At 66.4% G+C, this 13141-nt stretch carries 9 protein-coding genes; 3 read left to right on the top strand and 6 right to left on the bottom strand.

What is annotated here, in order from left to right:
* Nucleotides 1–69: 69 nt before the first annotated feature.
* Entirely contained in the window at nt 70–4926 is a 4857-nt protein-coding gene (gene hrpA / locus SB764_RS27945; RefSeq protein ID WP_410865751.1) for an ATP-dependent RNA helicase HrpA, read from the bottom strand.
* Nucleotides 4927–4949: 23 nt separating this feature from the next.
* Between hrpA and argA the strand changes: the two genes are divergently transcribed.
* The 3 genes from argA (at nt 4950) to proP (ending at nt 8800) form a co-directional block, all read left to right on the top strand.
* Nucleotides 4950–6353 (top strand): amino-acid N-acetyltransferase, encoded by a 1404-nt coding sequence (gene argA, locus SB764_RS27940; protein WP_065060301.1) that lies wholly within the window; start codon nt 4950–4952, stop codon nt 6351–6353.
* 42 nt (nt 6354–6395) lie between these two features.
* A complete protein-coding gene (locus SB764_RS27935; protein ID WP_065060302.1) occupies nt 6396–6671 on the top strand; it encodes an oxidative damage protection protein in 276 nt (91 codons plus the stop codon).
* Nucleotides 6672–7342: 671 nt separating this feature from the next.
* The gene (gene proP, locus SB764_RS27930; RefSeq protein ID WP_065060374.1) at nt 7343–8800 is read left to right on the top strand and encodes a glycine betaine/L-proline transporter ProP; all 1458 of its coding nucleotides are present in this window, start codon (nt 7343–7345) and stop codon (nt 8798–8800) included.
* Between the two features lie 108 nt (nt 8801–8908).
* Here the strand turns inward: proP and SB764_RS27925 are convergent, their stop codons facing one another.
* The 5 genes from SB764_RS27925 to SB764_RS27905 all read right to left on the bottom strand — a co-directional run bounded on the left by SB764_RS27925 (nt 8909) and on the right by SB764_RS27905 (nt 12542).
* A complete protein-coding gene (locus SB764_RS27925; RefSeq protein ID WP_410865749.1) occupies nt 8909–9388 on the bottom strand; it encodes a metallophosphoesterase family protein in 480 nt (159 codons plus the stop codon).
* Nucleotides 9389–9421: 33 nt separating this feature from the next.
* Nucleotides 9422–9859: a cupin domain-containing protein gene (locus SB764_RS27920; protein ID WP_183714221.1), complete on the bottom strand. Its 438-nt coding sequence runs from the start codon at nt 9857–9859 to the stop codon at nt 9422–9424.
* Nucleotides 9856–11274, bottom strand: a complete 1419-nt coding sequence (locus SB764_RS27915; RefSeq protein ID WP_321865339.1) for an FAD-containing oxidoreductase — start codon at nt 11272–11274, stop codon at nt 9856–9858. The genes SB764_RS27920 and SB764_RS27915 overlap by 4 nt, the downstream gene beginning before the upstream one ends.
* 247 nt (nt 11275–11521) lie before the next feature.
* The gene (locus SB764_RS27910) at nt 11522–11719 is read right to left on the bottom strand and encodes a hypothetical protein (RefSeq protein WP_183038814.1); all 198 of its coding nucleotides are present in this window, start codon (nt 11717–11719) and stop codon (nt 11522–11524) included.
* Nucleotides 11720–11927: 208 nt separating this feature from the next.
* Nucleotides 11928–12542: a glutathione S-transferase family protein gene (locus tag SB764_RS27905; protein WP_065060305.1), complete on the bottom strand. Its 615-nt coding sequence runs from the start codon at nt 12540–12542 to the stop codon at nt 11928–11930.
* Between the last annotated feature and the right edge of the window lie 599 nt (nt 12543–13141).

The following is a 13141-nucleotide window of genomic DNA, read 5'->3' as shown; positions in this document are numbered from 1 at the left end:
GCCTTTGCGGGCCGATTGTCATGATTGTTATGGCCCGCAAAAATCAGCGTGACGACTACGCGATCGGCCTCATCGCTGCATCGATTCCCACACTTTGTACAGGCGCTTCACCGAGACCGGCATCGGCGTGCGCAATTCCTGTGCGAAGAGCGAAATCCGCAACTCCTCGAGCAGCCAGCGGAACTCCGCGAGCCGCGCGTCGAACACGCCGCCGCGCTGCGAGAGCGCGCGCTGATACTGCTGCGCGAGCGGCTGGAATTCCGAAGCCTGGCGCGCGTCGCGGGCGGGATCGGCACGCAGCTTGTCGATGCGTAGCGCGATGCCCTTCAGGTAGCGCGGGAAATGCACGAGCTGCGCGTACGGCGTCTCCAGAATGAAGCGCTTGCCGATGAGCGCGTCGAGCTGCGCCTGCATGTCGGCGGCCGGCGCGCCGAACGCCTTCGCCGCCACGAGCTTCTTCGACACCGACGCGAATTCCGCCAGAATCTGCCCGACGAGCCGCGCGATTTCCTGCGCGAGCAGCGAAAGCCGTCCGCGCCCTTCGTCCTTGCGGGCATGGAAACTCGCTTCGTCGTCGGGGAGCGGATCTTGCAGGCAGGCGCGATCGAGCGCGAGTTCGACGAGCTGATCGCGCAATTCCTCCTGCGTGGCGCGCGCCATGAACTGCATCGCCATTTCGCGCAGACCCGGCAGATTCCTCTCCAGATAGCGGATCGGCTCGCGCAACTGCAGCGCGAACAGACGACGCAGACCGGCACGATGAATCCGCGCCGCTTCCTCGGGCGAATCGAACACTTCCACGTCGCAATGCGTGGCGCGGTCGACGAGCGCCGGATAGCCGAACAGCGTCTGGCCGCCCCGGCGGATTTCCAGCAGTTCGGGCAACTTGCCGAAATTCCAGGTCGTGAGGTTTTCGTAGAGCGCAGTGGCGGGCGACGCGTCGCTCGAAGCGGGCGTGTGAGGCGCGTTGGCCTTCTTCGGCGCGCTCGCGTTCGGCACTGCGCCGGCGGCAGCGCCGCCGCTTGCATCCTTCGCGTCCTTCGCGCCCTGCGCGTGCGTTTCCAGCGCTGCCAGCGCGGTCGCGCTCGCCAGCTTCTGGAACTGCTGCTGCGCCTGCGCGCCGAGTTCCGCGCGCAACTGCGCGAGATTGCGGCCCATCGCGAGCTGGCGACCGTGCTCGTCGATCACCTTGAAGTTCATGAACAGATGCGCGGGCAGCGTCTCCAGCTTGAAATCCGCGGACTTCAACTGGAGCTGTTTCTGCTCCCGCACGTCGATGATCAGCGCCTCCAGCAGCCCGCCCGCGCCGAAGCGCTCGCCACTCACGCGATCGGCGAAACCGGCCGCGTACTCGGGCAGCGGCACGCAATGGCGGCGCAGCTTCTGCGGCAAGGACTTCAGCAGCAGTTGCGCCTTCTCCTTGAGCATGCCCGGCACGAGCCATTCGCAGCGGCGCGCATCGACCTGATTGAGCGCGTAGAGCGGCACCGCGAGCGTCACGCCGTCACGCGGCGAGCCCGGCTCGAAGTGATACGTGAGCGCCATCCCCACGCCCGACATCGTCATGCGCTTCGGAAACAGATCGGTCGTCACGCCCGCCGCTTCGTGACGCATCAGGTCGTCGCGCGAGAGATACAGCAGACGCAGCTTGTCCTCGGACTGCCCGCTCTTTTTCACCTCGTCGCGATACCAGCGCTCGAACGACGCGCCCGAATACATGCCCTCGGGAATCGCCTGATCGTAGAAACCGAAGATCAGTTCGTCGTCGACGAGCACGTCCTGGCGGCGCGACTTGTGTTCGAGTTGCTCGATGTCGGCGAGCAGTTTGCGGTTGTGCGCGAAGAACGGCAGCTTTGTGTCGAACTCGCCCTCGACCAGCGCGCCGCGAATGAACAACTCGCGCGCGCGCGCCGGGTCCTGCTTGCCGAACGCCACGCGGCGTCGCTGATACACGGGCAAGCCGTACAGCACGCCGCGCTCGAACGCGCTGACCTGCGCCGCGCGCTTCTCCCAATGCGGCTCGGAGAGCGACTTCTTGAGCAGATGCGCGCCCACTTTTTCGAGCCATTCGGGCTCGATCTTCGCGATGCAGCGCGCGTACAGACGGCTCGTTTCGACGAGTTCCGCCGCCACGACCCAGCGCCCCGCTTTCTTCACGAGCGCCGAACCGGGCCACAGATGGAACTTGATGCTGCGCGCGCCGAGGTAATGCGGTTCGTCGTCGGCCTTGAGACCGATGTTGCCGAGCAAGCCCGTCAGCAGCGCATGATGGATTTGCTCGTAGGTCGCGTCGGACTGGTTGATGCGCCAGCCGTGCTCGCGCACGACCGTGAGCAGTTGCGAATGCACGTCGCGCCATTCGCGCAGACGCAGATGCGAAAGGAAGTTCGCGCGGCACGCATCGACGAGCTGCTTGTTCGACTTCTTGTGCGCGACGGCGTCTTCGAACCACGTCCAGATCTTGAGCCACTGGAGGAATTCCGAGCGCTCGTCGGCGAAACGACGATGCGCCTGATCGGCCTGCTCCTGCGCTTCGATCGGCCGGTCGCGCGGGTCCTGCACCGACAGCGCGCTCGCGATCACCAGCACTTCGCGCAGCGATTGTTCGTCGCGCGCGGCCAGAATCATGCGGCCGACGCGCGGATCGAGCGGCAGACGCGACAGCTCGCGGCCGAGCGTGGTCAGCGCGTTGTCGTCGTCGACCGCGCCGAGTTCGTTGAGCAGCTGATAGCCGTCCGCGATCGCGCGTCCCGGCGGCGGCTCGATGAACGGGAAGGTTTCGATCGCCGTGAGATGCAGCGACTTCATGCGCAGAATCACGGCCGCCAGCGACGAGCGCAGAATTTCCGGATCGGAAAAACGCGGCCGCGCGACGAAATCGGACTCTTCGTAAAGCCGGATGCACACGCCGTCGGCGACGCGCCCGCAACGGCCCGCGCGCTGATTCGCGGCGGCCTGCGAGATCGACTCGATCTGCAACTGCTCGACCTTGTTGCGGTACGAATAGCGCTTCACGCGCGCGAGGCCCGTGTCCACCACGTAGCGGATGCCGGGCACCGTCAGCGAGGTTTCGGCCACGTTGGTCGCGAGCACGATGCGGCGCGCGTTCGACGCCTTGAACACGCGCTCCTGTTCCTGCGCCGAGAGCCGCGCGAACAGCGGCAGGATTTCCGTGTGCGGCGGATGATGCTTGCGCAGCGCTTCGGCGGCGTCGCGAATCTCGCGCTCGCCGGGCAGGAACACGAGCACGTCGCCCGAGCCTTCGCGGCAGAGTTCGTCGACGGCGTCGACGATCGCGTCCATCAAATCGCGGTCGGTGTCGCGCTGCGATTTCTTCGCGGGCGCACTGCCCTGTGCGTTCTTCACGGCCGGACTGTCTTCCTGCACCGGGCGATAGCGCACCTCGACCGGATACAGACGCCCGCTCACCTCGATCACCGGCGCGGGCTTTTCGTCGCTGCCGAAATGGCGCGCGAAACGATCCGCGTCGATGGTCGCCGAGGTCACGATCAGCTTGAGATCGGGCCGGCGCGGCAGGATTTCCTTCAGATAGCCGAGCAGGAAGTCGATGTTGAGGCTGCGTTCGTGCGCCTCGTCGATGATGATCGTGTCGTAGGCCTTGAGCAGCGGATCGGTCTGGGTCTCGGCGAGCAGAATGCCGTCGGTCATCAGCTTGACCGACGCGCCCGCCGCCAGATTGTCCGTGAAGCGCACCTTGTAGCCGACCACTTCGCCGAACGGCGTGCCCAGCTCCTCGGCGATACGCCGACCGGTCGCCGACGCCGCGATCCGGCGCGGCTGCGTGTGGCCGATCAGGCCGGAGCCGCCCGCGCCGAGACCGCGCCCGAGCGACAGCGCGATCTTCGGCAACTGCGTGGTCTTGCCCGAACCGGTTTCGCCGCTGACGATCACGACCTGATTGTTCGCGATCGCGCGTGCGATTTCCTCGCGGCGGCCGGAGACCGGCAGCGCCTCGGGAAAGGTGATCGGCGGGATCGGATTCGGCGTGACGTTCGCGCGCGGCGCGCGTTCGCGGCGCTCCTTGCGCTCGCCTTCGGGACGCGGCGGGCGGTCTTCGCGGGCCGTCTGCGGGCGCTCGGTTTGCGGTTTGGCCGGACGCGCGGCGTTGGCCGGCTTGCGCTGAGCGGCGGCTTGCGGGTCACGCGGGGTTTCCGTGCGCTCGGCGCGGGGTTCGCGGGGTTCGCGCGCTTCACGTTGCGGGCGGGGTTCGCGTGGCTCGCGCGATTCACGTTGATCGCGCGGCTGACGATCGCCGCCGCGCGAAGCCTCGCCCGACTGCGGCGCACGTGGCGGCGTATGCGCCGCGTTACGCGCTTCGCCCGTCCGCGACTCGCCTTGCGGCGCTCGCCGAGATTGATCACGCGCGGGCGCGCGAGGCGCCTGGCGATCGTCGCGAATCTCGCGCGGCGCTTGCGCAGGCGCATCGGCTTTCTGCGGCGTTTTCTGCGGCGTTTTCTGCGATGTTTGCGGCGAAACGGGCTGCGGAACTGATTGAGAAGCGGCTTGAGAAGTGGCTTGAGAAGCGGCCCGAGCAACCGGCGACGGTTTTTGCGCCGTCACCGGCGTCTGCGTTTTCACGGCAGGCGCCTCCGGCAGATCCGGCGCATGCGGCACCACCGGCGCCACATTCTTTTCACCCCGTGTTTCACGCGGCGGCTGCGCCTCGGCCGGCTTCGCGGCGGGCGCCTGTTTCCCACGCTGATCCTGCACGCGCGCGCCACCGAGCGCGCCGCTGCCCATCAGCGCGGCGAGCCGGTCCAGCGACGCCGGTTTCTGCGTATCGCCCTGCGCGCCGCCGTACTTCTGCGCGCCGCGCTTTTCCCGCGCGCCGCCGTGCGCGGCGTCATCGCCGGAAGGGGTGTTGCTGCCCTGCCCCGAGGCAGGTCTTTTGGGTACATTCGACATGGGGGCGCATTATAATCCCGGGCATGAATTCCCAAACCGACCTCGTCCCCGCCACCCAAGGCGCGCCGGCCGCCGCCGCCGCCTCGGACCCCGCGTCCCAGCAAGCCGCGCAGCAGGTGGCGCAGCACGCGCAGTTCGTCGACTGGATGCGATCGGTCGCGCCCTACATCCACGCATTCCAGGGCAAGACTTTCGTCGTCGGATTCGGCGGCGAGGTCGTGCACCAGAACCTGCTCAACGCGCTCGTCGCCGACATCGCGCTGCTCCAGGCCATGGGCATCCAGATCGTGCTCGTGCACGGTTCGCGCCCGCAGGTCGAAGAGCAGATGAGCCTGCACGGCGTGGAGTCGGAGTTCTCGCACGGCATGCGCATCACGAATGCCCGCGCGCTCGAATCCGCGAAGGAAGCGGCCGGCGAAGTGCGTCTCGACATCGAGGCCGCGATCAGCCAGGGTCTGCCGAACACGCCGATGGCGCACGCGCACATCAGCGTCGTGTCGGGCAACTTCGTCACCGCGCGCCCGGTCGGCATTCTCGACGGCGTCGACTTCCAGCATACCGGCGTGGTCCGCAAGATCGACGCCGACTCGATCCGCCATTCGCTCGCGAGCCGCAAGCTCGTGCTGCTTTCGCCGCTCGGCTTCTCGCCCACGGGCGAGGCGTTCAATCTGTCGATGGAAGACGTCGCGTCGGCGGCGGCCATCGCGCTGCGCGCCGACAAGATCGTGTTCCTCACGGAGACGCAGGGTCTCATCGACGAGGAAGGCGGGCTGATCCGCGAAATGTCGCTCGACGACGCCTACCGGCTCCAGGAAGGCGGCACCGTGCTCGGCGACGCGGGCTTCTATCTGAAGCACTCGATTCGCGCCTGCCGCGGCGGCGTCGGCCGCGCGCACATCATTCCCTACGCGCTCGACGGCGGCCTGCTGCTCGAACTGTTCCTGCACGACGGCGTCGGCACCATGATCTCGTACGAGAATCTGGAAAGTCTGCGCGAGGCCACGCCCGACGACGTCGGCGGCATTCTCACGCTGATCGAGCCGCTCGAAAGCGACGGCACGCTGGTGCGCCGCGGCCGTCACCAGATCGAACGCGACATCGACCATTTCTCGGTGATCGAGCACGATGGCGTGCTGTTCGGCTGCGCCGCGCTGTACGCGTACTCGCAGGAACGCATCGGCGAAATGGCGTGCCTCACCGTCTCGCCCGAAGCGCAAGGTTCCGGCGACGGCGAGCGCCTCTTGCGCCGCATCGAGCAGCGCGCCCGCGCGCGCGGCCTCACGCGCATCTTCGTGCTCACCACGCGCACGGAACACTGGTTCCTCAAGCGCGGCTTCGTCAAGGCCACGGTCGACGACCTGCCCGAAGACCGCCGCCGCCTCTATAACTGGCAGCGCAAGTCGCTCGTGCTGATGAAACAGCTCTGAGCGCGCCGCCCATTCCCCATACGACTACAGGAGAAGCACAGCATGGCCCGTATGATTCAATGCGCGAAGCTCGGCAAGGAAGCCGAGGGTCTCGATTTTCCGCCGCTGCCGGGCGAACTCGGCAAGCGCATCTATGAAAGCGTGTCGAAGGAAGCCTGGCAGGGCTGGCTCAAGCAGCAGACCATGCTGATCAACGAGAACCGCCTGAACATGGCCGATCCGCGCGCGCGCCAGTACCTGATGAAGCAGACCGAAAAGTACTTCTTCGGCGAAGGCGCCGATCAGGCGTCGGGCTTCGTGCCGCCGACGCAAGGCTGATTGTCCGCCCATCCGCGCGCCGATCCGGCCCTTTGCCGATCGACACCGTGGAAAGCCCTGCAAAAACCGCGCCTCGTGCGCGGTTTTTTTACGCGCGTTTTATGCCACTCGTCATCGCGACCGACGTTTTTTGCTGCACCGCGAAATCGCCGGAATCCCTTGCCGCATAAGGGCTGGCGCGCCTCCCCGGCGCCCCGGCTGACGGGCCGGTTTGCACGATCTTCCGTTATCGTGCTATCATGTCGCTTCGTTCAACAGGCATTAGCCATCAATTGCATTCAGTCCGGCGCCCGAAAACGCCTTTTCAGCTGAATGCGCTCGCACAAAAAGAACGCGCCGCCACGCGGTGATTCTTTTTCGTTCAGCGGCACTTTGCAGTCACACTCCGTGACAGCCCAGTGTCCTCAAGCGTCCTGCCCCCCTCTACGGCCACGCAGGCGCCAAGCTTAATCACAATTCGATCGAGTGTCGTTTCGCGACACTTCAGCATGCACTTTCGTGCGCCGCCGGATCACGCTCATCGTGCGTCCGGCCAGGCCCGGTTTCGCCCCAGGCGAGCCCATGCGCATCGCGCGCCGCGCACGAACGGCTGCCGCTATCGCGAAACGGCACTCTCCGGCAACCGTGGCGAGCTCTCCTGGAGTTCGTCGCAGTCATTGGAGATGCAGACCTTGACCGCTTCCACTTCCGGCGCGTCGGCCCAGTCCGACCTTACCCTCGACGACATCACGATCGTCGACAACAGCCTCCTCAAACGCGCCGTCGGCGCCATGGCCCTTGGCAATGCCATGGAATGGTTCGACTTCGGCGTCTACAGCTACATCGCCGTCACGCTCGGCCAGGTGTTCTTCCCGTCGAGCAGCCCGTCGGCCCAACTGATCGCCACCTTCGGCACGTTCGCGGCCGCGTTCCTCGTGCGCCCGATCGGCGGCATGGTGTTCGGCCCGCTCGGCGACCGTATCGGCCGCCAGCGCGTACTCGCGATGACGATGATCATGATGGCCTGCGGCACTTTCGCCATCGGCCTGATTCCGTCGTACCACTCGATCGGCATCGCGGCGCCCGTGCTGCTGCTGGTTGCGCGTCTCGTGCAAGGTTTCTCGACCGGCGGCGAGTACGGCGGCGCGGCGACCTTCATCGCCGAATTCGCCACCGACAAGCGCCGCGGCTTCATGGGCAGCTTCCTCGAATGCGGCACGATGGTGGGCTACGTGTTCGGCGCGGGCACGGTCGCCGTGCTGACCGCCCTGCTCTCGCATCAGCAACTGCTCGACTGGGGCTGGCGCGTGCCGTTCATGATCGCGGGTCCGCTCGGGATCGTGGGCCTGTACATCCGGACCAAGCTCGAAGAAACGCCGGCGTTCAAGCGTGAAGCCGAACTGCGCGAAGCCGAAGAAACCGCGCGTCCGAAGCTCACGCTCCACTCGCTGCTGACCCAGCATCTGCGCCCCTTCCTGCTGTGCGTGGGCCTCGTGCTGATCTTCAACGTGACCGACTACATGGCGCTCTCGTATCTGCCGAGCTATCTGTCGGCGACGCTGCACTTCAACGAAACGCACGGTCTTTTCCTCGTGCTCGCCGTGATGGTGCTGATGGTGCCCCTCACGATCGCGTTCGGCCGCCTCTCGGACGCCATCGGCCGCAAGCCGGTGATGCTCGCGGGCTGTGTGGGCCTGATCGTGCTGGCGATTCCGTCGCTCACGCTGATCCAGACGGGCGCGGTCGTGCCGGTGTTCCTCGGTCTGATGATTCTCGGCACGCTGCTGTCGTGCTTCACGGGCGTGATGCCCTCGGCGCTGCCCGCGCTGTTCCCGACCGCGATCCGCTACGGCGCGCTCGCCATCGGCTTCAACGTCTCGGTCTCGCTGTTTGGCGGCACGACGCCGCTGGTCGCCGCCTGGCTCGTCGAGCACACGCAGAACCTCATGATGCCCGCGTACTATCTGATGGGCGCGGCGGTCGTCGGTATCGTCTCGGTGCTGGCGCTGCACGAAACGGCGCGCCGTCCGCTGCCGGGCTCGGCGCCGAGCGTCGGCACCAAGGCAGAAGCGCATGCGGTGCTGCGCGGCGTGCGTCTCGCCCGCGAGATGGACGACGACTACGCGACGGCCATGCCCGCGCGCGTGTAAGTCACACACGGATACGCCGGTTCCCGAATCGGCGACGCCATGAAAAAGGCCAGCTTTGCGCTGGCCTTTTTTGCGTCTGGCGTTCGTGCGATGCGCGCCCGGCGCGCTTTATTCGATCAGCCGTGCGTGCTCGATGCGCGGCGCGCCGCCGACATCGATCGTCAGCATCGCGGCCGAGATCGGCAAGCTGAAACGGCGCGGTCCCGCGCTGCCCGGATTCACGTAGATCACGCCGTCGCGCGTATCGAGCGCGGGCTTGTGCGAGTGTCCGCTCACGACGATCGCCACGCCGTCCGCGCGCGGATCGCCGCGCAGATCGGGCAATTCGTGCACGACCGCAATCGCGATCCCGCCGATCTCCAGCCGCGTCTGCACCGGCAGCGCCTCGGCCCACGCACCGCGATCGTTGTTGCCGCGCACGGCGGTCAGCGGCGCGATGCGTGCGAGCGTCTCCAGCACGCCAGGCTCGCAGATGTCGCCCGCGTGCACGATGGCATCGCAGCCGTCGACGAAGCTCAGCAATTCGGGGCGCAGCAGATTGTGCGTGTCGGAAACGAGCGCGATGCGCAGCGGCGTCTGGCGTGACATGGAAACGTAGTCGAGTGGCGGAACACCCGCACCTTACCCGTTCGTGGAGGTTTGCGCAGCCGCGTGGCTGTCGTTATGCACTTCGTCGCTCGCTTCGGCGCGAACCTCGGCACGCGTATCGAAATACACCGCGAGCCAGACCGTCGGCAGCGCCGGATCGGTCCACGCCACGCGATGCCGGCAATGCGGCGGAATATGCACATAGTCGCCGGGCAGCATGCCGTGCCGCACGCTCCCCTGCGCCTCGAATTCCAGCGCCGCCGCGCCCGCGAGCAGCACCACCCATTCCTCGCGCGGATCGTCGTACCAGAAGCCCTCGGGACTCGTCTGCCCCGTCGAGACGATGCGCTCGATCAGCACGCCGTCGCGCTTGAGCAGCGCATCGAAACGCTCGTCGCCCGCATAGACGTCGATCGCCGAAAAGAGGTTGCCGGTCTTGCCGCCACGCGGCCGCGCCGTACTGTCGTTCATTCGAGCGGCCTCAGTCCGTCGAGCAGCGTGGGCACGAGTTCGCTGACCGTGGGATGGATGTGCATTGCGTATTGCAGCGTCGTATAGGGCGCGTCGGCGGTCATGATGTCGATGAAGCAGTGAATTGCCTCGTCACCCTCGATGCCGAAGAGGCTCGCGCCGAGAATCTTGTGCGTTTGCGCATCGACGAGCGCCTTCATGAAACCCGCGGTCTCGCCGCGCTCGCGCGCACGCCCGACACGCGACATCGGCATCGTCGCGATCAAGGCAGGCCGCTTCGTTGCGCGGACCTCGCGCTCACTTGCGCCCACGCGCGCGAGCGGCGGATCGACGAACACGGCGTAGGCCGGAATGCGCGTATCGACGCTGCGATGCGCGCCGTCGAGCAGATTCGCCGCGACGATCTGGTAATCGTCGTATGAGGTGTGCGTGAACGCGCCGCGCCCGTTCACGTCGCCGAGCGCCCACACGCCGTCGACGTTGGTGCGCAACTGGCCGTCGACCGCGATGATGCCGTGCGCGTCGCGCTGGATGCCCGCGGCGTCGAGGCCGAGATCATCGGTATTCGGAATACGGCCGGTCGCGAACAGCAGATGCGACACGTCGAGCGTGTCGTCGCCGAGCTCGATGCGGATGCCGTCGGCGGGCGTGGCGCCGAGCGGCGCCACGCTTTTCGGCGAAGTGCCGAAGCGGAACACCACGCCTTCGCGCGCGAGCACGTCGTGCACGGCTTTGGCGACGTCGTCGTCCTCGCGCGCGAGAATGCGCTCGCCGCGCACGAGCACCGTGACCTGGCTGCCGAAGCGGCGGAACATCTGCGCGAATTCGAGCGCCACGTAGCTGCCGCCGCAGATCGCGAGATGCGCGGGCAATTCGGTGAGGTCGAGGATGCCGGAGTTGGTTTCGTACCAGATGCGGTCGAGTCCGGGCACAGGCGGCACGGCGGCGCGCGTGCCGGTGTTGATGAAGATTTCGTCGGCTTCGAGCGACTCGGACTCGCCGTTCGCGGACGTCACGCTCAGCGAATGCGGCCCGGTGAAACGCGCGTGTCCTTGCAACACGGTGACGTTTTGAGCGTTACGCAGCCAGTGCTCCACGCCGTCGCGCGACGCGCCGATGATCGCGTCCTTGCGCGCCTTGATAAAAGCGAGATCGACGCTGACATCGTCGCGATGCGCGCCGAGCGCGCCATTGCCGATGCGAACGCCGTACTCGCCGGCGTGCCGCGCCACATGGGCCGCGCGCGCGCAGGCCACCCAGGCCTTTGTCGGCGTGCAACCGGCGTTCACGCACGTGCCGCCGAACTGCGCGCGCTCGATGATCGCCGTCTTGCGCCCGCTCGCGCCGAGACGCACCGCCAGCGGCGGACCGCTTTGCCCGGTGCCGATCACGATCGCATCGAATCGCTGTGCCATGCCGCTCTCCTTCGTGTGCTTCGTGTGAAGGGTCCAGGTCGCGCACGGCGCATGCCGCGCTCGCGCCATCTTACGCCGCGCTGCGCACGCGCCGCGCGAGCGCGGCCGACGGCGCTTCACACAGAACTCACGGAAATCGGCGAAAAAAAGAGCCGCCTCGGAACATGAGGCGGCTCACAGGGTGACGCCACAACAGCAAACGGGCGATGCCGCTGCGCGTCGGGGGGGAAACAAAAAAGCACGGGCCTTAGTGCACGCGCTCGCAGCCGCGGCTAGCGCACCAGAGTTCGCGCGAACGCAGCACCGCAGCGCGTGCGCCGCGCGTGGCAACCATGAAGCCGACCTGGCTCATGTTGAAGTCGAGCGACACCATCAGCTGCATGAGGTCCACCATCGGCAGGACCAGTGCTGGCTGATACAGTTGTCGTTCGATAAAGGATTTCATGACGGCTCCCGCTGTGGCCGCCGCGTCTGCATGACGCAGCGGCGATTCCATGGAAGCCATTCTAGGAATGTAGCGTCCGCCGATAAATGGGCTGGACGCGAAGTCACTTGTCGTCAATCGCGAACAATCGTCGCAGGGGCGCGCCGCACGGGGTTGTGCGCCGAACGCTGCCCTGCTGCTTGCGTCCTGGTTCCTCGCGCCAGCGCACTCACTCCAGCGGCGTCGCGACGAACTCCGGCAAGGCCTCGGCGCGCCGCGACAGCGCGGCCAGCGCCGGATAGCGCGCCGGATCGGCCGTGCCCGGCAGGATGTGCTGCGTGAAACGCCACGCCACCGCCGCCGTGATGTCCGCCTGCGTGATCCGGCCCGCGCAGAGCCAGCCCTCGCGCCCGCTCACGAGGCGCTCCAGTTCGGCGTACGCCGCATGCATCTGCGCGTTGACCCGCTCGAACCACGGCTCGTGCTGTCGATCCTCGGGGCGCAACTGGCGCTCGTACACCTGCTGCACGGTCTTTTCCATCGCCGCCAGCGCGAAACCGTTCACGCGCAGCGCGAACGTGCGCTCCTGCGTCTCCTCCGGCATCAGACGGCGCGCCGCCGGGACCTTGTGATCGAGGAAATCGAGAATCAGCGTGGAGTCGATCAGCATCGTGCCGTCGTCGTCGATGAATGTCGGCGCCTTGACGACCGGGTTGATCTTCGCGAACGCGTCGTAGTGCCGGAACACCGACACGCTCTGGTGCTCGAAAGACAGCCCGAGGACGTGCAGCGAAATCGCCACGCGACGCACGTACGGGGAATCCATCATGCCAATCAGCTGCATTGCTCACCTCGCTCACAAAAAAGGGACCGGACCATCGATGGTGCAGCATCGGCCAGCGGTTTTCAAGCCGGATTGATGAAGCGCAAAGCGGCGAAGCGAGTGGGGACAAAGCAAGCTCGCCGGCGCTTCCATCTTTCGCCGAAATTGCTCAGGCCATCTGATTATCGTGGGAGCTTGAGTCTGAGCGAGCGGAGGAAATCCGGACATCAAGCAGCGAATCAATCGGATTGCCGTGCGTCGTTTAGACCGTGTTTTTTGCGACGGATTGCGCATACATTCATGCACGCATCTATCGCGAAAACAGGCCCGAAAAATGCCGTGTCGACGTGTCGCGCGCGCCAACGATCGCTCAGGAGCAAGATTCGTTAGCTGACGTTTCATCTGACGCGACGCGGCAATGTTGCGGCGCAATGGCCGTGTCGCCGCAACGCCCCGACTTCGCGGTTCCGCGCCCACCAAGGCGCACCGGACAGCACGCAGCAACAGCAGGATGCCGAATCATTAATCACCCTGCATTTACAGGGCTTTTCGCACGCCGCATGTGTTGCAGTGCATCGCCGGGAAACTCCTGGATTCGTCCGGCGTAAGGCTGCGCTAGT

It is taken from the genome of Paraburkholderia sp. SIMBA_027 (assembly GCF_046535315.1).
Lineage (GTDB): Bacteria > Pseudomonadota > Gammaproteobacteria > Burkholderiales > Burkholderiaceae > Paraburkholderia > Paraburkholderia tropica.
The sequence above is the reverse complement of the archived record's forward strand: the minus strand, read 5'-3'. Positions and strand labels throughout refer to the sequence as shown.

Excerpts from the sequence above, each read along its gene's own strand:
- hrpA (WP_410865751.1), bottom strand. The coding sequence starts at position 4,926 with ATGTCGAATGTACCCAAAAGACCTGCCTCGGGGCAGGGCAGCAACACC.
- argA (WP_065060301.1), top strand. The coding sequence starts at position 4,950 with ATGAATTCCCAAACCGACCTCGTCCCCGCCACCCAAGGCGCGCCGGCC.
- SB764_RS27935 (WP_065060302.1), top strand. The coding sequence starts at position 6,396 with ATGGCCCGTATGATTCAATGCGCGAAGCTCGGCAAGGAAGCCGAGGGT.
- SB764_RS27925 (WP_410865749.1), bottom strand. The coding sequence starts at position 9,388 with ATGTCACGCCAGACGCCGCTGCGCATCGCGCTCGTTTCCGACACGCAC.
- SB764_RS27920 (WP_183714221.1), bottom strand. The coding sequence starts at position 9,859 with ATGAACGACAGTACGGCGCGGCCGCGTGGCGGCAAGACCGGCAACCTC.
- SB764_RS27915 (WP_321865339.1), bottom strand. The coding sequence starts at position 11,274 with ATGGCACAGCGATTCGATGCGATCGTGATCGGCACCGGGCAAAGCGGT.
- SB764_RS27910 (WP_183038814.1), bottom strand. The coding sequence starts at position 11,719 with ATGAAATCCTTTATCGAACGACAACTGTATCAGCCAGCACTGGTCCTG.
- SB764_RS27905 (WP_065060305.1), bottom strand. The coding sequence starts at position 12,542 with ATGCAGCTGATTGGCATGATGGATTCCCCGTACGTGCGTCGCGTGGCG.